At 69.9% G+C, this 17,975-nt stretch carries 13 protein-coding genes and 1 pseudogene; 6 read left to right on the top strand and 8 right to left on the bottom strand.

Translation table 11 applies throughout. The features are described from left to right. Positions 1-65: 65 nt before the first annotated feature. Positions 66-1,463, bottom strand: a complete 1,398-nt coding sequence (locus AB0N66_RS14900) for a lectin (protein WP_365433529.1) — start codon at positions 1,461-1,463, stop codon at positions 66-68. 306 nt (positions 1,464-1,769) lie between these two features. Here AB0N66_RS14900 and AB0N66_RS14895 point away from each other — a divergent pair, with 306 nt between their 5' ends. Continuing rightward, entirely contained in the window at positions 1,770-2,432 is a 663-nt protein-coding gene (locus AB0N66_RS14895; protein ID WP_365433526.1) for a TMEM175 family protein, read from the top strand. On the opposite strand, the pseudogene AB0N66_RS14890 reads toward AB0N66_RS14895, so the two are convergent. Next, a pseudogene (locus tag AB0N66_RS14890) lies at positions 2,413-4,149 on the bottom strand (cholesterol oxidase substrate-binding domain-containing protein). The gene AB0N66_RS14895 and the pseudogene AB0N66_RS14890 sit on opposite strands and share 20 nt — an antisense overlap. Before the next feature lie 159 nt (positions 4,150-4,308). On the opposite strand from AB0N66_RS14890, the gene AB0N66_RS14885 reads away from it, so the two are divergent. Continuing rightward, positions 4,309-5,292 (top strand): aldo/keto reductase, encoded by a 984-nt coding sequence (locus tag AB0N66_RS14885; protein ID WP_365433523.1) that lies wholly within the window; start codon positions 4,309-4,311, stop codon positions 5,290-5,292. A 228-nt stretch (positions 5,293-5,520) separates the two neighbouring features. Here AB0N66_RS14885 and AB0N66_RS14880 read toward each other — a convergent pair whose 3' ends face one another. Further along, the gene (locus AB0N66_RS14880) at positions 5,521-5,685 is read right to left on the bottom strand and encodes a hypothetical protein (RefSeq protein WP_365433685.1); all 165 of its coding nucleotides are present in this window, start codon (positions 5,683-5,685) and stop codon (positions 5,521-5,523) included. Positions 5,686-5,976: 291 nt separating this feature from the next. Between AB0N66_RS14880 and AB0N66_RS14875 the strand changes: the two genes are divergently transcribed. Further along, positions 5,977-8,403, top strand: coding sequence for a GH92 family glycosyl hydrolase (locus AB0N66_RS14875; protein WP_365433520.1), 2,427 nt, complete (start codon positions 5,977-5,979; stop codon positions 8,401-8,403). A 51-nt stretch (positions 8,404-8,454) separates the two neighbouring features. Here AB0N66_RS14875 and AB0N66_RS14870 read toward each other — a convergent pair whose 3' ends face one another. Beyond that, a complete protein-coding gene (locus AB0N66_RS14870) occupies positions 8,455-9,474 on the bottom strand; it encodes a hypothetical protein (RefSeq protein WP_365433664.1) in 1,020 nt (339 codons plus the stop codon). A gap of 266 nt (positions 9,475-9,740) precedes the next feature. Between AB0N66_RS14870 and tgmA the strand changes: the two genes are divergently transcribed. Together tgmA and tgmB are read left to right on the top strand one after the other, a co-directional pair. After that, positions 9,741-9,932, top strand: coding sequence for a putative ATP-grasp-modified RiPP (tgmA, locus tag AB0N66_RS14865; RefSeq protein ID WP_266837178.1), 192 nt, complete (start codon positions 9,741-9,743; stop codon positions 9,930-9,932). A gap of 15 nt (positions 9,933-9,947) precedes the next feature. Continuing rightward, on the top strand, positions 9,948-10,904 hold the full coding sequence (tgmB, locus tag AB0N66_RS14860; protein ID WP_365433516.1) for an ATP-grasp ribosomal peptide maturase: 957 nt from the start codon (positions 9,948-9,950) through the stop codon (positions 10,902-10,904). 26 nt (positions 10,905-10,930) lie between these two features. Here the strand turns inward: tgmB and AB0N66_RS14855 are convergent, their stop codons facing one another. From AB0N66_RS14855 to AB0N66_RS14840, 4 genes are all read right to left on the bottom strand, one after another. Beyond that, positions 10,931-12,553 (bottom strand): serine/threonine-protein kinase, encoded by a 1,623-nt coding sequence (locus AB0N66_RS14855; protein WP_365433513.1) that lies wholly within the window; start codon positions 12,551-12,553, stop codon positions 10,931-10,933. A gap of 179 nt (positions 12,554-12,732) precedes the next feature. Further along, entirely contained in the window at positions 12,733-13,944 is a 1,212-nt protein-coding gene (locus AB0N66_RS14850; RefSeq protein ID WP_365433510.1) for a 4-hydroxybenzoate 3-monooxygenase, read from the bottom strand. Between the two features lie 65 nt (positions 13,945-14,009). Continuing rightward, a complete protein-coding gene (locus tag AB0N66_RS14845; protein ID WP_365433507.1) occupies positions 14,010-14,900 on the bottom strand; it encodes an alpha-L-rhamnosidase C-terminal domain-containing protein in 891 nt (296 codons plus the stop codon). Next, positions 14,791-16,230, bottom strand: coding sequence for an alpha-L-rhamnosidase N-terminal domain-containing protein (locus AB0N66_RS14840; protein WP_365433504.1), 1,440 nt, complete (start codon positions 16,228-16,230; stop codon positions 14,791-14,793). Before AB0N66_RS14840 ends, AB0N66_RS14845 begins: the two co-directional genes overlap by 110 nt. A 198-nt stretch (positions 16,231-16,428) precedes the next feature. Between AB0N66_RS14840 and AB0N66_RS14835 the strand changes: the two genes are divergently transcribed. After that, a complete protein-coding gene (locus tag AB0N66_RS14835; RefSeq protein WP_365433501.1) occupies positions 16,429-17,883 on the top strand; it encodes a serine hydrolase domain-containing protein in 1,455 nt (484 codons plus the stop codon). Positions 17,884-17,975 lie beyond the last annotated feature (92 nt).

Raw genomic sequence — 17,975 nt, 5'->3', positions numbered from 1 at the left:
CGACTTCTCCTGAAGAGGGTGGGGGGTGGAAAGGGGGTTGGAACAGGGGGCGCGGACGGGGTCCGTCAGCCGGTGTACCTGGCGAAGATGCTGGTGAACTGCCAGGCCGTCTGGGACACACCCGAGCACGTGTCGTCGTTCGGGTAGCTGCCGGAGCAGGGACGGTCGCGGTTGACCGACCAGAACGTCAGCCGCGCCAGGTGGTGCTGCTGCGCATAGGCGAGGATCGTCTCGAAGTTGGCGGGGGTGACCGTCTCGTTGACGTCGGTGATTCCGTTCATGGACGAGATGCCCATGCCCCGGTACGCCTGGTCGTCGGTGTATCCGTAGGCGTTCTTGAGTGCCGTCTTGAGGCCCTCGGCCGCCTGAAGGGTGAGCGTGCCCATGTTCTGGCCGGCTCCGCCGAAGTCGAACGGCATGATCGTCCAGCCGTCCACGGTGAGACCGGACGACGCGGCCCGGTTGATGAGGCCCGTGTCGGGGCCGCTCTGCCCGGTGCCGATGGTGACGTACACCTTGATGCCCGGGTTGTTGGCCTTGACGGTCTTGAGCGCGTCCACGGTGCGCTGCTGGACCGTCGTGTTGCTGTAGGCGTCGGCCTCGATGTCGATGTCGATGGCCTTGAGCCCGTAGGCGGTGATGACCTTCTGGTACGCGGCGGCCAGTTCACTGGCGCTGGAGCAGGAACTCTCCAGCTTGTTGCCGCTGTAGCCGCCGAACGACGGGATGACGTCGCCGCCGCCCGCGCGCACGGTGTTGATGGTCGTCTGGTCGACGCCACCGGTCAGCGCGCGGCCGCCGTCCCACTGCGGGTTGCAGTAGCCGTTGCTGAGGACGAAGGCCAGCGTGAACCACTTGACGCCGGTGGCGTTCATGACCGTGGTGGGGCTGGGCGGGCTGCCCCAGCCGTTGTAGATGTACGGGGCGACGGCCATCGGCGCGGAGGTGGTGGGAGGCGGGGTCGTGCCCCCGTCGGCGGCGGGCGCGGTCCACTTCTGGTTGGCGGAGCCGCCACACGTCCAGATCTGGACCGGGGTGGCGTTGGCCGAGGTGTTGCCCGTGACGTCGGCGCACTTGTTGGACTGGGTACCGATGATGGCGCCGGCCGAGGAGACCGTCCACTTCTGATTGGTGCTGCCTGCGCAGTCCCACAGCTGAAGCTTGGCGCCGTCCGTGGTCGAGTTGCCGGTGACGTCAAGACACTTGCCGAGGGCCCGTATGGTCCCGTCGGAGCCGCGCGTCCACTGCTGGGCGGCGGTGCCGTTGCAGTCGTAGATCTGTACGGCTGTGCCGTTGGTGGAACTTGCCCCGGCGACGTCCAGGCACTTGCCTCCGAGGCCGGTGATGGTTCCGGTGGCGGCAGCGGCGGGTGCGGCGCTGAGGGCACTGGCCGAGAGAGCGAGCACTGCCGTGGCGAGTGCGGTGCGTAGCGCGGTGGAGTGCACGAGGGATCGTCTGGACATCACAGCGATCACAGCCCTTCAAGGTGGCTGATGAGTGGGGGGTTCACGTCCATGAACGATGGGCGTATTCGTGGGACGCTGGTGATCGGTGAACCTATTGGTCTGGTCCAGACACGTCAAGACGTAAAATCAAGATGTGAAATAAGGGGGCCTTGAAGCGGAGTCCAGGCGCAAGGAGTTGAACGATTCACAGTCGCCCGTGGTATTTCATGACCTCACCGAGGTCGTCACCTCGCGCCCGGGCGCGACTCCGCCTCGCTCATGTCAGCTCGCCCACCCACCAACGACTCCCAGTGGTGCTGCCCCATGAAGAACCGCACGCTCCAGCTCCCGCGCCGCGAAACCGTGATCGGTCCGGAACGGCTCCTCTTCTTCGGCGACGCGGTGTTCGCGATCGCCATCACCCTGCTGGCCCTCGACGTCACCGTGCCCGAAGGACTGGCCCACTCCGAGGTCGGTGCGGCGTTGCAGGACGCCGTGCCCAAGATGGGCGCGTACCTGCTGAGTTTCGCCGTGATCGGCGCGCTCTGGCTGGCACAGCACGCGTTGTTCCGCATGGTCGCGACCCTCGACCGCTGGCTGCTCAACCTCTATCTCGCCCTGCTCGCCGTGGTCGCCGCGCTTCCGTTCCCCACACGGCTCATCAGCGAGTACGGCGGGACGACCGCGGCCACCGCGTTCTACGCCGCGACGATCGCGCTCGCCCTCGGGCTGCTCGCCGCGTTGACCGCCCGTCTGCTCGCGCGGCCGTCGCTCGCCGTGCCGGACACGGAGCCCGGTCGCGTCAAGGACTCCCTCTGGCGCAGTCTGTCGACGCTGGGCGTCTTCGCCACCTCGATCCCGGTGGCCTTCGCCTCGCCCACGGCCGCCAAGTACTGGTGGCTCCTGGCGGTCCTTGCCCGCTGGCTGCTCCAGGGCTCGCGGACGCCGGACCAGCAGACGCCCGGAGTCACGGGAACAACTGCCTGAGGAAGGCGTTGTCGTACACCCGGTGGGGGTCGAGCCGGTCCAGCACCTCGGCCGTCCGCTCCCAGTCCGGTCCTTCGCCGTCGTCGAAGGAGGCGGGCACTGCGGAGCCCAGCACCTGCTGATCGGACCACGCGGCCTCGTCCGTGTAGGCCCAGCCCTTGGACCACTCGACGCGGGTGAGGGCGTACCCGCCGTCGTACGCCGTGAGCAGGAAGTGCTCCAACTCCCGGTAGAACGCCGCCGAGTCAGGGGTGCCGGGCAGGGTCAGGACGTCCAGCCATACGGCGGTGTCCCACTCGGGGTGATCCGCGCGGGGCCGCAGCGCGGACAGCAGCGGGGCGCGGGCGCCGGCCTGCTCGACGTGGGACGGGTCGTCGAGGCCGGTCACCCGGATCTCGACCTGGCCGTTGACGGGGAAACTGCCCCGGGCCGCGTACGCCGTCAGCCGTTCGCGGAAGAAGGTGGTGAACTCCGCGACGACACGCTGCACTTCGGGCCGCGAGGTGAGCACGGCATAGCCGTTGGCGGTCACCCGCAGGGTGGTGGGCTTGATGTAGAGCAGCGTGTTCTTGGACGGCCCCCAGATGTCACGGGACAGCGTGGCGGTCAGTCCCAGGGAGGCCGCGGTGAACTGCGCGGTGCCCAGGACCGGAGCCAGATACCAGGCCGCGTCGGACACGATCCGTCCGGCGAGGTCGGCCACGACCGTGGGGACGTTGTCCGAGAAGGGGTAGTTGTACGGCGACGTCACCCGCCGCGAGGTCAGCGGCTTGGTGGGGGCGACGCTCCACACCTTCAGCCAGGGGAACTCGGTGAACGCGAACGAGATCGCCTCCGCCCGCCCCGACTTGTCCAGGAAACTCGCGAAGGTACGTGCGTCATCGCTGCCGCCCGGCGCCGCGAACAACTCGGCGGCGGGGATGTCGGTACGGCTGACGCAGCGCAGGTTGGTGTTCACCCCCGCGCGCAGCACGACCTCGGTGATCAGGGCGCGGCCCAGATGCGCGAGGAGTGCCGCGCCGTCGGCGTCGTCGCGCTCGTAGGTGCGCAGCACATAGGCGTCACTGTCCGCGTCCCAGACCACTGCCGTCAGCGCCAGCACGAGATTGCTGAGCGAGCCGTACGTGTGTCCGGGCAGCCGGGTCTCGCCGGCGGCCGGAACCGCCGTGCCGTGGGCGTCGACGGCCAGCGCGCCGCCGAGCGTCAGGTCGCCGGGTGCGGGCGTCGCGGTGAGCCCGAGCCCGCGGTCCTCCAGGAAGGCGAGGAGCGTTTGGAGGGTGACGCCCGCGCCGGCCCGGACGGCGGCGGGGCCGGTGGACTCCAGCGAGAGACCGGTGAGGCCGGGCACCGTGTCGACCAGCAGTACGGGTGCGCCGGCCTCGGTCCCCTCGGGGATCGTCAACGGCGATCAGCCGTGCGAGCAGCCCCGCGCGCGCACCGTCCAGCCCTGCTTTCAGGCCCAGTTGACCACCTGGACGACCTGGTCCGCCGCGCGGGGCGCACAGGCCCACAGTCCGACGGCGGTGATCTCACCGACCCAGTTGCGGTACGCCGACTGGTAGACCTCGACCCCTTCGGGGAACCCGGGCAGATCGGCGGCCGCCTCGGCACGGCCCTGGACCACGACCTGTGATGCGGCGGCGAGTGCGGCGGCGGTCAGCAGGAATCCCCGGCGCGACCAGGCCGAGGGTTCTTCACTTCTTAAATGGTCGGTCATATCTTTTACGCTGGGCGGGAGTTGACACGATTAAGCTCTTCTTTCGAAGGGCTTCACCCCTTCGAGTGATCGACCTCACAGCGGATTCTTTGCGTCCGCACAGGCGTGGCCGGTCGGGTGGCGTCCTGCGCGCGGCCGGGGAGGTGCCAGACTGACGGCATGGACGAGCGCGTATTCGGCAGGTCAGGTCAGCAGGCTTCGGTCATCGGTCTCGGCACGTGGCAGTTGGGCGCGGACTGGGGCGACGTGAGTGATCAGGACGCCCTGGCCGTGCTGGAGGCGGCGGCCGAGTCGGGGGTCACCTTCTTCGACACAGCCGACGTGTACGGCGACGGGCGGAGCGAGCAGACGATCGCGACGTTCCTGCGCGGCAGGCCGGACCTGCATGTCCTGGTCGGGACCAAGATGGGGCGCCGCGTCGACCAGATCCCGGAGAACTACGTCCTCGACAACTTCCGCGCCTGGAACGACCGTTCCCGGCGCAACCTCGGGGTCGACCGCCTCGACCTGGTGCAGCTGCACTGCCCGCCGACGCCGGTCTACTCCTCCGACGAGGTGTTCGACGCCCTCGACACCCTGGTCGAGGAGGAGCGGATCGCCGCGTACGGCGTGAGTGTCGAGACGAGCGACGAGGCGCTGACGGCGATCGCCCGCCCCAACGTGGCGAGCGTCCAGATCATCCTCAACCCGTTCCGGCTGAAGCCCCTGCGCCAGGTGCTCCCGGCGGCGCAGGAGGCGGGCGTCGCGGTCATCGCCCGTGTTCCGCTGGCCTCCGGCCTGCTCTCCGGCAAGTACACCAAAGACACGGTCTTCGCGGCGAACGACCACCGCACGTACAACCGCCACGGAGAGTCCTTCGACCAGGGCGAGACTTTCTCCGGCGTCGACTTCGTGACCGGCGTCGAGGCGGCAGTCGAGTTCTCCGCCCTCGCCCCGGAGGGCTCCACCCCCGCTCAGCTGGCGCTGCGCTGGATCATCCAGCAGCCCGGCGTGACCACCGTGATCCCGGGCGCCCGCAACCCTGAGCAGGCTCGCGCCAACGCGGCGGCGGCGAAGCTGCCCGAGCTGCCGCAGAAGACCCTCGACGCGATCGAGGACCTCTACGAGCGGCGGATCAAGGAGCAGGTGGAGGGGCGCTGGTAGGGGCTGTAAGGCCAAGGGGGTGACCGGTCTGGGCCTGACTCCCGGGCCCTGGACCGCTATTCACCCCCCATGGGGTGATCCCGCCCCCTTGGCGAGCCTTTGAGAGCGCACCCAACTGCCTGTCATACATGCGGGCTCAGCACCAGCACCGAGACGGGCGCCCCGATCAGCGCGCAGCGGTGAGGTCCGGCTCAGCAGTTCGCGCACCAGGACGGCGGGCACGAAGCCCTACGGCAGCCCGATCAGCACCCATACGGGTTCCAGGAACCAGTTCGTAGGGTCGTGCGGGTGCCAGGAGGAGACGGTCAGGCCCGCGACGACGATCACCACGAGCGCGACCGGGAGGGTCCTCCGCGGGGTGCGTTCCGACGTGGGTTCGTCGAGCGTCGGCAAGGCCTCCTTCGTCGGGCGATGAACGGGCGAGGCTAGGTGAACTCCGGGCATCGGCGGGCTCTTTGGTCCAGGTCGCCCCATGTTGCGGGAGCGCGAGACCGGGGACATGGGTACGCCTACTCACTTCGCGAGGCGCCCTTTCCTGGAAGACGCCCCTCGCGTCGTCCGGGCCGGAGCGCATTCACCCCGCCTTCATCAGCCGGACGCGCGCGCCACTTCCCGCCCTCTCGGCAGCCACCTATCCTCGCGCCCATCCTGGCCCGCCCCTACCTGCCGGAAGGTGACCAACGCATGCGCCCCCAATGGCTGTGCAGAGCAAGACGGTTCGGCACCCGGTCCGCCGCCGTGGTCGCGACCAGCGCCCTCGCCCTGGCCCTCCCGTTCCCGGCCGACTCGGCCGTTCTCACCGACCGGCCCGTCTCCTACGTCGACCCGCTGATCGGTTCGTCCAACGGCGGCAACACCTACCCCGGCGCCACCCTCCCGTACGGGATGGTCGCCTGGTCCCCGACCAGCACCACCGGCGACCAGACCAGCACGGGCGCCGCAAACGGCTACCAGTACGACACGACCCGCATCCGAGGTCTGAGCCTCACCCATGTCAACGGCGCGGGCTGCAACCCGGGCGCCGCCGGCGACGTACCGATCATGCCGTTCGTCGGTGATGTCACGTCCTCGCCCTCCGCGGACATCAGGGACGCGGTCTACGCCGCCGACTTCACGCACGCCGAGGAGAAGGCGGTACCCGGGCGCTACACGCTCGGCCTCAAGTCCGGTGCGACCGCCGACCTGGCCGTCAGCGAGCGAGCCGGCGTCGCCGACTTCACCTTCCCGAGCGGCAGCCCCGCCAACCTGCTCTTCCGTGTCTCCAACTCCCTCAACGGCAGCGAGGACGCGCACGTCGAGATCGACACCGCTCACCGCAAGGTGACCGGCTGGGTGCTCACCGGCGCGTTCTGCGGCCGCCGTGCCAACGGCGGCACGAACAACCGCAAGAGCTATTACAAGCTGTACTTCAGCGCGTCCTTCGACCGCGCCTTCTCCTCGGTCGGCACCTGGAAGGACGGCACGCTGTCCGCGGGCTCGACCGCCGCCTCGGGCGGGGAGGGGTACGCCACCGGAGCGGACCGCGCAGGACGCGGATCCGGCGGTTACGTCGGCTTCGACACGAGCTCCGACAACGATGTCCACATGCGGGTCGGTATCTCGTACGTCAGTCTCGACGGCGCCGAGGACAACCTCCGCGGGGAGATCGCGCCGCATGCGAGCGTCGCGGAGGTGGCCGACGCGGGCGCCCGCGCCTGGGACCGCGAACTGAGCACCGTCCGCGTGGGCGGCGGCAGTTCGGCCCAGCGCACCACCTTCTACACGGCGCTCTACCACTCCCTCATGCAGCCCAACCTGATCAGCGACCGCGACGGCCGGTACTACGGCATGGACGGCGCGGTGCACCGCCTGGCCCGCGGTCAGCAGGCGCAGTACAGCAACTTCTCGGGCTGGGACCAGTACAGAGCCCAGATCCAACTCCTCGCCCTGCTGAAACCGAAGATCGCGGGCGACTTCGCGCAGTCCCTCTACAACTTCGCGCAGCAGAACAACGGAGTCTGGGACCGCTGGGTGCACATCAGCGGGGCCACCCACGTCATGACGGGCGATCCCTCCGCGGCGACGCTGGCCACCTTCTACGCCATGGGCGTGCGTAACTTCGACTACGAGGGAGCCTTCGACTCACTCGTCCGGCAGGCCACCGTGCCCCACCCCGACGGTCTGTCTGACGCGGGCTGTCCCGGCCAGTGCGTGGGTCAACGCCCCAACCTCGCGCAGTACTTGACCTCGCACTACGCCGCCCAGGACGTGTGCCACTGCTGGGGCGGCGCCGCCGAGACGCTGGAGGACGCGGGGGCCGACTCCGCGCTGGCGAACTGGGCGACGCTGCTGGGCCGGGACCAAGAGGCCGCCGTGTTCACCGAGCGGGGTGCCTACTGGGGCAACGTCTTCAACCCCGCCGCCACGGCCGACGCCGGCTACATCCAGGCACGCAGGCTCGACGGCTCCTGGGTGACTCCGTTCACCCCGGGAAGCGACCTCGGGTTCGCGCAGGGCACCAGCGCCACATACACCTGGATGGTCCCGCAGGATGTGCAGGGGCTGGCGACGGCCATGGGAGGCCGTGACGAAGCCGCCGCCCGCCTGGACGGCTTCTTCCACAAGGCGGACGGTTCCTGGTCGGTCCGGGGCGGCGACCCGCTGCGCTACGACCCCACCAACGAACCCGGCATCCACGCACCCTGGCTCTACAACGCCCTGGGGCAGCCCTGGAAGACCCAGGAGACCGTGCGCGAAATCATCGACACGGTCTACGGCACCGGCCCTTCGGGCCTGCCCGGCAACGACGACCTCGGCACGATGTCCGCCTGGTACGTCTTCTCCGCCCTGGGCCTGTATCCCCAAACCCCGGGCAGTGCCTCGATGTTGCTGGGCGCCCCGCTCTTCCCGAGCGCGGTCGTGGACCGGCCGGGCGGAACGGACATCACCATCAGCGCACCCGGAGCCGATGCCACGCACCCGTACATCGACGCCGTACGGGTCAACGGGCGCCCCGCGCAACGCTCCTGGACCGGCGCCGGCCTGACGACGAAGGGAGGCACGCTCACCTTCCGACTCGCCGAACAGCCCAACATCCGATGGGCGACCGACCCGGCCGACCTGCCTCAGTGATCCCCGCAGCCCCGCGAGAACGGACCTCTCTCGCGGGGCCACGGGCGCAACTCACTGCTGGGGAGCCGCGCTCCGCAGAGCCGCGATGCATGAGCCGATCGCCTGCTGGAGCTTCTCCAGGCGCTGCACCATGTCGTCCTCGTAGATGTCGTCGGCGTCGTCGAAGGTGAGCTCCTCGAACACCTTCGTGGCCTTTTGCAGGCTGCTGTAGAACTTCGTCCGGCGCTCCTGGACGCGCAGTTCGGGGTCGGCCTGCACGGTCTCGACCACCATGTTCTTCATGGTGTCGTAGGCCTCGGTCGCCCACTCGCCGGTGTCCTCGCCCTCGTCCAGCTCGTCGAGGAGGGACAGGTGCCGTTCGGCCTCGGAGCGTAGTTCGGCCGGCGCGTCCAGGGTCTGCCCGGCCGGGGTCCTGATCTGGCCCTTCTCCGCGATCTGGCGCACATAGCCGATCCGGTCGGCCGCCCTGGTCTCGGTGGCGACCGCCTTCTTGAGGTCGTCGGTGCGGGCGATGTCCCGGGCCAGCTCGGTCTGGAGCGCCGGGTCCTCCTTCAGCCGGTCCAGGAGCGCGTGCCGGGCGGCCTGGGCGGTGGAGGGGTCGGCGAGGATCGCGGCCCGCAGCGCGGTGGGGTTCTCGGCGACCTCAAGCGCCTTGGTGGGCCGGATGCCCTCGGCCTGGGCGGCCTCCGCGATGGCGGCGCCGCGCTCGGATGTGGCGCTGGAGCGGGAGACGTAGTACGTGTGCCACACGTCGGCGTCCGGCAGCTCGATGTCCTCGCCCGGGGCAAGCCCCTCGAAGTGCGGGACGAGACCGTCGTCGGCTGCTTTGTCCCACGCCTTGTAGTAGCGCATGACGCGCTCGGGTGAGCATTCAGCCAGCTCGGCGAACTCCTTCGCGGAGACCTTCGGTGTCTCGTCCGCGGACTGCCCGCCGGGACGCACGCTGCGCGCCACCTTCAGGGCGAAGCTCCAGCCGCCGGTCCGCGCGTAGGCGCCGAAGTCGCGTGCGTCACGCGTCACTTCGGGGTTCGGAGCGTCGAGGCGCAGGGCGGATTCTTCGGACGGAGCAATGGCTACGGTCACCGGGAACTCTCCTGGGTAAGTACGGCGTTTAGATCACTGAGGATGAAGCTTTGGCCGAAGCTTCAGCCTGTCAGCAAGCAGAGGTACGAGTAAAACGGAAACAAGCGGACACAGAAGTAAAACCGAAACGAGCAAGCCGGAAACGACGCGATGTGATGACCTTCACCCCGATGTGGCGGAAAGTGATGAATTCCTTACGGTCGCGAAACGTACGGGTGGGCGTAGAGCATCGTGAGACCGCGGGAGGATCTTTCGTGCGACCGTTCACACTCAACTACGCCCTGCCTACGGGGCAGTCGGCCGTGACAGCCGCGTACCATTTCGACGTATCACTCCAACTGAACGTGCTGCCCGACGGCCGACCGGCCGTCAGCGATCGTGCGCTCCTCCTGGCCTCGGGAACCACGACGTCCACCGCCGGATCCCAGACACACTTCGACGACTGACGGCAGCCCGCGCGCATGACGGTACTCATTCTCACAGCTGAGCAGGACGTCACCGCCGACATGGTGGTGGCCAAGCTGCACGAACAGGGCGTGCCCATGGTGCGCCTGGATCCCGCCGACGTGCCGGGCAAAGCAGTGCTGTCCGCCGACTACGCCCACGGTGACTTCGACGGTTATCTGTCGGTCAACGGCCATGTGCTCAGCATGGGAGGCCTGCGCTCCGTTTGGGTGCGCAGGCCGGGCGAGCCGGCGGCGCACGCCGCCGATCCCTCGCCGTGGCTCACCGCCGAGACCCGGCAGGCCCTGTTCGGAATGCTCTACTCCGCTTCAACCCGTTGGATGAACCACCCGCGCAGCGCCGAGCAGGCCAGGCACAAGCCCTGGCAGTTGCGGATCGCGCACACCAGTGGCTTCGCGGTGCCGCCCACCATCATCACGACCGCTCCACGCGTCGCGAAGCAGTTCGTCGAGGAGTATCGCGACGTGGTCGTCAAGTCGGCCTCGGGGCCGCCGCCCGGCGATCCTCCGGTGGCCCTGCCGACCACACTGATCGGCCCCGACACGGACTTCTCCGGCGTCGCGGCCGGGCCCGCACTGCTCCAGCAGTACATTCCCAAGCGCGCCGACATCCGGCTCACCTCGGTCGGCTCCCGGCTGTTCGCCGCCCGCAAGACCGCCGAGCCCGAACAGATCGACGGGCGTTTCGGTGACACCGGACACGCCTGGGAGCCCGTCGCGGTGCCGGGCCGCATCGCCCGCGCCGTCCACGAGTACCTGTCCTCCGCCGGACTCGCCTACGCCGCCTTCGACTTCGCGGAGGACAAGGAGGGCGTCTGGTGGTTCCTGGAGGGTAACCAGGGCGGTCAGTTCGGCTTCGTGGAACTGGAGACGGGCCAGCCCATCGCCGAGGCGGTCGCCCTGTGGCTGGCGCAGCGAAGACCCGATGGCCTCGGCCCCGCAGCACGGAGATGAGTCACGCCCCGCGTCGGCTCACCGCGTCACTCGGACGCTTCCTTGAAGGACTTGAAGAAGATGTCCAGCGCCTCCTGATTGGCGGCGTCGTCCCAGTCGTCGGCCGGGGTCGTCCAGCGCAGTGAGTAGCCCCGGCTGCCGCCGATGAGGAAACCCCGGCCGAGCGTGCGCTCACGGACCCCGTCGGACACGGAGAACCACTCCATGTCGGCGCCCTCGTAGCCGCGGTAGTCCACGGCCCGGATGTCACCCACGCGCTCGTAGTCGACGGAGTCGCTCCGCAGCGACGGCTCCAAGTCCGCCCAGACCTTGACGGGGTCAGGGCCGAGCTGGGTGCTGTAGGTGACGGCGAGTGTGCGGGGATCTGCGCTCGCGCCGAAGGTGACCCGGTAGGAGCGGTCGTCGGTTCTGTCGGTCCGCAGGGGTTCCCAGCCCTTGGGGAGGTCGATGGAGAAGCCCTCGGGCGAGTTGTACGTGGAGAAGCTGGACGACGGTGTCTCTTTGGCGGTGGGGGAGGGCGAGGTCGGGGTCGGCAATGGCTTCTGGGGGCTGGTGGCCGTACCGGTGGGCGTCGCGGACGGGCTGCCGGAAGCCGACGGCGAAGGCGCGGGAGCGGAAGCGGTCGGCGAAGGTGCGGGTCCGGACGCCGAGTCGTCCCCTTCGGGCAAACCGCCCGCCGCGGCGAGCACCGCGAAGCAGACGACAGTGACGGTAAGCGCCCCGCCCACCAGAACCGGCCGACCGACAGGGCGTCCACGCCAGGTCCGCCCCGCCCGCCGGGCCCCGGCGCCGGTGTCCCGGAAGACGGGCAGGACCACGGTGGACGTCGAGTCGTCGGGGTCCTGTTTGAGGATGCGTGTCAGGGCCTCGCGCACCACAGGCTCGGGCACCCGTTCGAGGTGATCCCTGCGCAGGAGTCCCTGGATGGCGGGGCTGAGCGGTCCCGCGCTCTGTGGTTGCCGGATGGGGAGCCGTTCAACGGCACGTAGCGTGGCGACGAGCCCTCCCCGCTCCCGGATGGCCGGCCGCCCCTCGACCATCGCGTACATGATCGCGCCCAGCGCCCACAGATCAGCCGCCGGTCCGGTGCTCTCGCCGCGTGCCTGCTCCGGGGCGGCGTACGACGGTGCGGTGACGCGCGGCGAGGAGGTGTCCCCCATCAGGCCGAAGCCGCTCACCATGACGCCGCCCTGCTGGTCCACGCAGACCTGCCCGGGGCTGAGGTCGCCGTGTGTCTGCCCGTGCCGATGGGCCGCGGAGATGACATCGAGAAGGCCGAGCCCGATGCGGGCCGTCCGGACGTAGTTCAAGGGACCGTTTCCGAGGATCTCGCTCAGCGCTGCGCCCGCCGGCCGCTCGGTGACCGTCCACAGGAAGCCGTTGTCCTCGATCACGTCGACGACGGTGGGCACCTTGCCGGGGCAGACCAGCCCCATGCGCTCGGTCTCGCGCAGGATCCGGGCAGCGGTACGGTGCCCCGCCCGTTCGCGCAGATGGTCGGGGAGCCGCGACCGCGTCAAGGCGACCGGACGCCCGAACTCGACATCCTGACCGTGCCAGCCGACGCGGCCCTCCTCCCGGTGGACGACCCCCAGAAGACGGTATCTTCCGGCGACCAACTCGTCCGTGGGGCCTTGCACCTTGACCATGCTCATCCCTCGCTGCGCACCGGGCTCACACCTTTCCCGGAAGTACGGAGGAGGTGACGGTGAGTGTTCAACGGGAGACGGTTCCGTGCCTACGCTTTTTCGGACCGGGGCTCATGCCACGGTGTTCTTGCCCGTGAAACCGGGCTCACGCCACGGTGTTCCCGCCCGTGCAGCGTGGCTCACCCCACGGTGTCCTTGCCGATGTAGGAGTTGGCGAAGGTGGCCGCCGCGGCGGGCGATCCGAGGATCCGCCGCAGCTGGGCACCCGCGGATCCGGCCCGGAAGGGATCGCCGGACGACGGCCCGTGCAGCAACTCCGCGAACCACCGTGAGAACTCCTGGTACTCCCAGACGCGCGTCAGGCAGGCCGCCGAGTAGCCGCGCAGTCCAGCGCCGTCGCCCGTCCCGAAGTACGCGATGAGCCCGTCGGCCAGCAGCAGGGCGTCGTGGAGCGCGAGGTTCATGCCCTTGGCGGCTATCGGCGCCACGAGATGGGCGGAGTCACCTGCCAGGAACAGCCGCCCGTATGTCATCGGCTCCACGACGTAGCTGTGCATGTCGAGCACCCGCTTCTCGATCAGCGGGCCCTCGGTGAGCGGCGGGGAGCCGGTGACCGCCAGCCGGGCGTGGAGCTCGGACCACACACGGTCGTAGGACCAGTTCTCCGGGTCCTCGCCGGGCGTGACCTCCAGGTAGTAGCGGGTGACCTGGGGACCCCGGGCCATATGGGCGGCGAATCCGCGCGGGTGGACACCGAAGACGACGCAGTCGCAGGACGGCGGTGCCTCGGCGAGGAGCGCCAGCCAGCCGACCCCGTAGTCGTACCGGGCGACGCTGCCCCCGCCGGGAGTCACATAGGTGCGGGTCACGCCGCGCGCGCCGTCGCAGCCCGCGATGATCTCGCAGTCGATGCGCCGCCGCTCGCCCGTCGAGGGGTCCGTGTAGAGCACCGAGGGCCGGTCGCCGTCGATGCCGTGCAGCGCCACATCGCGTACGCCGAAACGGATGTCGCCGCCCCGCACGTCCGCGTAACTGCGCACCAGGTCGGTCACCAACAGCGGCTGCGGGTAGACGAAATGGTGGTCCCCGGTCAACTCGGCGTACCGGAACCGGTGACGCTCGCCACCGGTCCGGAACTCGCACTCGCTGTGCGCCTGCGCCCGCTCCACGAGCCGGTCGGCAAGGCCCCGCTCCCGCAGCGCGCGCACCGCCCACTCCTCGATGAACCCCGCCCGGGGCCGCTGTTCGACGAACTCACGGCTCTCGGTCTCCAGGACCACGCAGTCGATGGACGCGGCCCGCAGGATGTTGCCGAGAGTGAGACCGGCCGGTCCCGCACCGACGATGACGACGGGGACGCGCTGTACAGGAGTGGGGGTGGGGGAGATCACTCGAACATTATGACGATGCTCCGTCAGTACCGGACACCTCCCCCCAGAAGCCGCCCGTGCCCGCTCTACCCGTCACCTCGCGCTACGAACTCCCAGCTCCCGTGCGGTACTTCGTACACGATGAATCCCCGGTCCGACCGCACGAACACCGCCCCGTCCGGAGCCGCCACGGCCGAACGGGCGGCCGCCGGCACGTGCACCTCGGCCGTCGCCCCGACCGGCACCCCCACCGACAGCCGGGTCGTCCCGTCGACGAGGGACCACGCCACTGTCGCCTCACCACGCACCGTGCGCACCGATGTGCGGGCCCAGTCCACGCCCGTACGACCGTCCGGACGGACCGTGAAGGTGCGGTAGCCCGCGTCGCCGGGACGGAGTCCCGCCACGCTCTCGTAGAGCCACTGCACGACCGTGCCCTGGAAGTAGTGGTCCCGGGAGCGGGAGTCGAGGGGCCACATCTCCCACATGGTGTCGGCGCCGTGGTCGAACCAGTATCCCCAACTCGGGTACGTGCGCTGGGTGGCGATCGCGTGTGCCACTTCGGGGTGCCCCTGCGCGGACAGCTCGCGCAGCAGCACGCTCGTGCCCAGCGCCCCGGTGTTGAGATGGTTCCCGCGCTGGGCGATGTCGGCGAGGAGTGAGTCGACGACGCCGGCCCGCGCACCCGGCGGGACCAGTCCGAAAGCGAGTGGAACGCAGTTGTTCGTCTGGCGGTAACCGGGGTCCTTCGCGGTGCGGTAGTGCCCGTCAGGGCCGAGGAAGGCGGCGTTGAACGCCTCCTTCAGGCCGCCCGCGACCTCCCGATAGCGCGTCGCGACCTCGTCGTCGCCCAGGAGGTCCGCGAGTTCAGCCGTCCCGGCCAGCGCGCGATGCAGATACGCCGTCGCCGTCAGCCTGGTGTCCTCGGGCGGATTGCCGCCGTACCCCGGCGGCAGGTAGTCGCCGAGAGCGGTCACCGCGAGCCCGTCCCTGAGACGTGAGATCTCCCAGTCCAGAGCCGCGGCCGAGCGTCACCCCGATCGCGTTGACGCCCCGACGGACCTGGTCCGTCACGTCGTGCACCGCGTACAGCACCGTCTCGTCGTAGTCGGTGAAGCCCGGGTCGAGCACCTGCCGGCCGATGCGTACGCCATTGATCTCGGCGTCGTAGTAGGCGAGCCCGCTGATGTGCAGCCGGGCGCTTACCACCTTCTGCGGGAGGGTGAACTCGCGGCGCAGCAGGGGAGCGGGCTGTTCGGGCACCGTGACCGACACACCGCTGCCCCAGGGACCCTGTCCGTACGGCGCGAGCAAGACCACAGCGGGCCAGTCGGCGTCCGCGAACTCGGGTTGCTGCCAGCCCTGTTGCTCGCTCTCCGCGCAACGCCACCCTGCTCCCGTGACCAGTTCGACCGTGCCGCCCGAGGCGGTCTCGACGATCAGGCGGACGAGGAGCCCGCCCGGATTGACCGACGCACTGCCGCGGTTGGTCGCCAGTGCGGCGAGCACGATCCGTCCGCCGTTCGCCCCACGCACCCGCTCGGTGACATCGGCGAGATGTCCGCTGCGCCAGGCGTCCGTCCGCTCGGCCTGGTGCAGCACCTCCTGCCCGTCCAGATACAGGGTGAAGTCGTCGTCGGCCGTGGCGACCAGGGTCGCCCTGCGGATCTCCACGCCCGCGGGGAGGGTTACCTGCCCGCGGAACCAACGGGGTCCGGCGGGAGCTGAGTTGGAGGTCGAGCCGGGCGACCAGATCCACGACGCACCCTCGAAGCCCGGCGGCTCGGGAGCGGCCGAGGAGCCGATCCAGAACCCTTGCCACGCGTCCTTTGGCAACGTTGTCTCCCACCAGCGCGGGGTACTCCATGCGGACGGGCGGCCCGCGCCGTCCCAGACCCTGACCTGCCAGTGGTAGCGGGTACGGGGCCGCAGCGCGGGACCCGCGTAGACGATGCCGACGGTTCGGTCCGACTCGACCCGGCCCGAGTCCCAGACCAGATGCCGTCCCCGGACCAGGTCCTTCTCGGTGGTTGCCACTCTCACCCGGTACGCGGACTTCCGGGCACCTCGTCCGTGGGCGGCCAACTCCCAGGTGAGTCTCGGGTGTTCGACCTCGGTGCCGAGAAGCGTCTCGGCGTACTCGACGGTCGTTCGCTCGACGCGCAGCCCGTCCCCGTGCGAGACGTCGACGCCTGCCCCCGGCGACGCGGACGCGGTGCCTGCGCCCTCGGACCCGAGTGCGAGGGACGCGCCCGCTCCGGCGACGGAGCTGCGCAGGAAGACGCGGCGGTTCCAATCCTTGGCCATATATCGCCCTTCGGATTATTGAAACGTTTCACTCCGGCGTCAACGATCCTATGAGGCGCGGCTGTTGAGCCTCAAGAGGCGTGCAGGCAAGTCATGGGAGAGGCGGGTTCCGCAAGGGAAGATGGCGCAGGCGCAGGATGTCCGTCTCCGCGGTCACCGTCGCCGCCCCCGCTCCCGAGCCGCCCGGAGGCCACCCGCATGAGCGCCCGTCCGCTGCCCGTCAGCACCCCCGCCGAACAGGGCGTCGACGCGTCAGGCATCCACGCCTTCCTCGACGCCGTCGAGTCCGCGCCCGACATCGAACCGCACAGCCTGATGATCCTTCGCCACGGTCACGTCGTGGCCTCCGGCTGGTGGGCGCCGTACGCTCCCGAGCGCCTCCAACTCCTCTACTCGCTCAGCAAGAGCTTCACCTCCACGGCCGCCGGATTCGCCGCCGCCGAAGGGCTGCTGCGTCTCGACGACCCGGTGATCTCGTACTTCCCGGAGTTCGAGGCCGACATCACCGACCCGCGCAGTCGCGCCATGCTCGTACGCCATGTCGCGTCCATGGCCAGCGGTCACCTCACCGACACCTACGAAGCGGCCTTCCGGCTGGACCGGAAGGAACTCGTACGCGGCTTCCTGCTGCTCCCGCCGGACCGTGACCCCGGCACCGTCTTCGCGTACAACCAGTCCGCCACCTACACGCTCGCCACGATCGTCCAGCGCGTGAGCGGCCGGTCGCTGACCGAGTATCTGCGGCCCCGGCTGCTCGACCCCCTGGGCATCGGCGAGGTCGCCTGGCTGCAACGCCCGGCAGGCCGCGACCTCGGCTTCACCGGACTGCACGCCGCGACCGACGCGATCGCGCGGCTCGGTCAGCTGTATCTCCAGGACGGCGTCTGGGAGGGACGGCGGCTGCTCCCGTCCTCATGGATCGCGGAGGCCACGCGCGTGCAGGTCGCCAACGCGGACGGTACGGCCGAGGGGGCGCTGTCGGACTGGCAGCAGGGGTACGGTTTCCAGTTCTGGACGTCCAGGCACGGGTACCGCGGCGACGGGGCCTACGGGCAGTTCTGTCTCGTGCTGCCCGAGCACGACGTGGTGATCGCGACGACTGCGGCGACCGAGCACATGCAGGACCTCCTGAATCTGGTGTGGCGGCACCTGCTGCCCGCGTTCGGTACCGCGCCGCTCCCCGGTCGCGAGGACGCGGCCCTCGCGGACCGTCTCGCGCGGCTCGCGCTGCGACCGGTCGTGGCGTCCGGCCTGCCGCCGGCGGGAGGCGATGCCTGGGCGGGCGCCGAGTTCGTTCCGGCGGGCGGGTCCTGCGCGGATCAGCCGAGTCTGACGGGCGCCACGGTCGCGACGGGCGAGGACGGCTGGACCGTCTCGCTCGCCGAGGGCGCCGACCGGCTCGACCTGCGCCTGGACGGGACCGGTTGGAGCACCGCTGCGGACCCGGTCCCCACAGCGGTGAGCGGTGGATGGACCACCCCCGACACCCTGCGCGTCGACGTGCTCTTCCTGGAGAGCCCGCACCGCCTGACCGTGACCTGTTCACTCCCGGACCGCACCTTCACGGCCCACTGGCACACGAAGCCCCTGCACGCCCGTCGGCTGCGGTCGCTTCGGGCGCCACGCGAGGTCCACGCCCCGCGACGGGGATGAGCCGTGCGGTGGCGTCCGCCGTGTTCGTCCGGCGGCGGGCGCATCGCATGCTCGTCCACGGGTATTCGCCGATGATCGTATGGGGCGAACGT

It is taken from the genome of Streptomyces sp. NPDC093544 (genome assembly GCF_040683495.1).
Taxonomy (GTDB): Bacteria; Actinomycetota; Actinomycetes; order Streptomycetales; family Streptomycetaceae; genus Streptomyces.
This window is presented reverse-complemented; position numbering and strand designations above follow the sequence as displayed.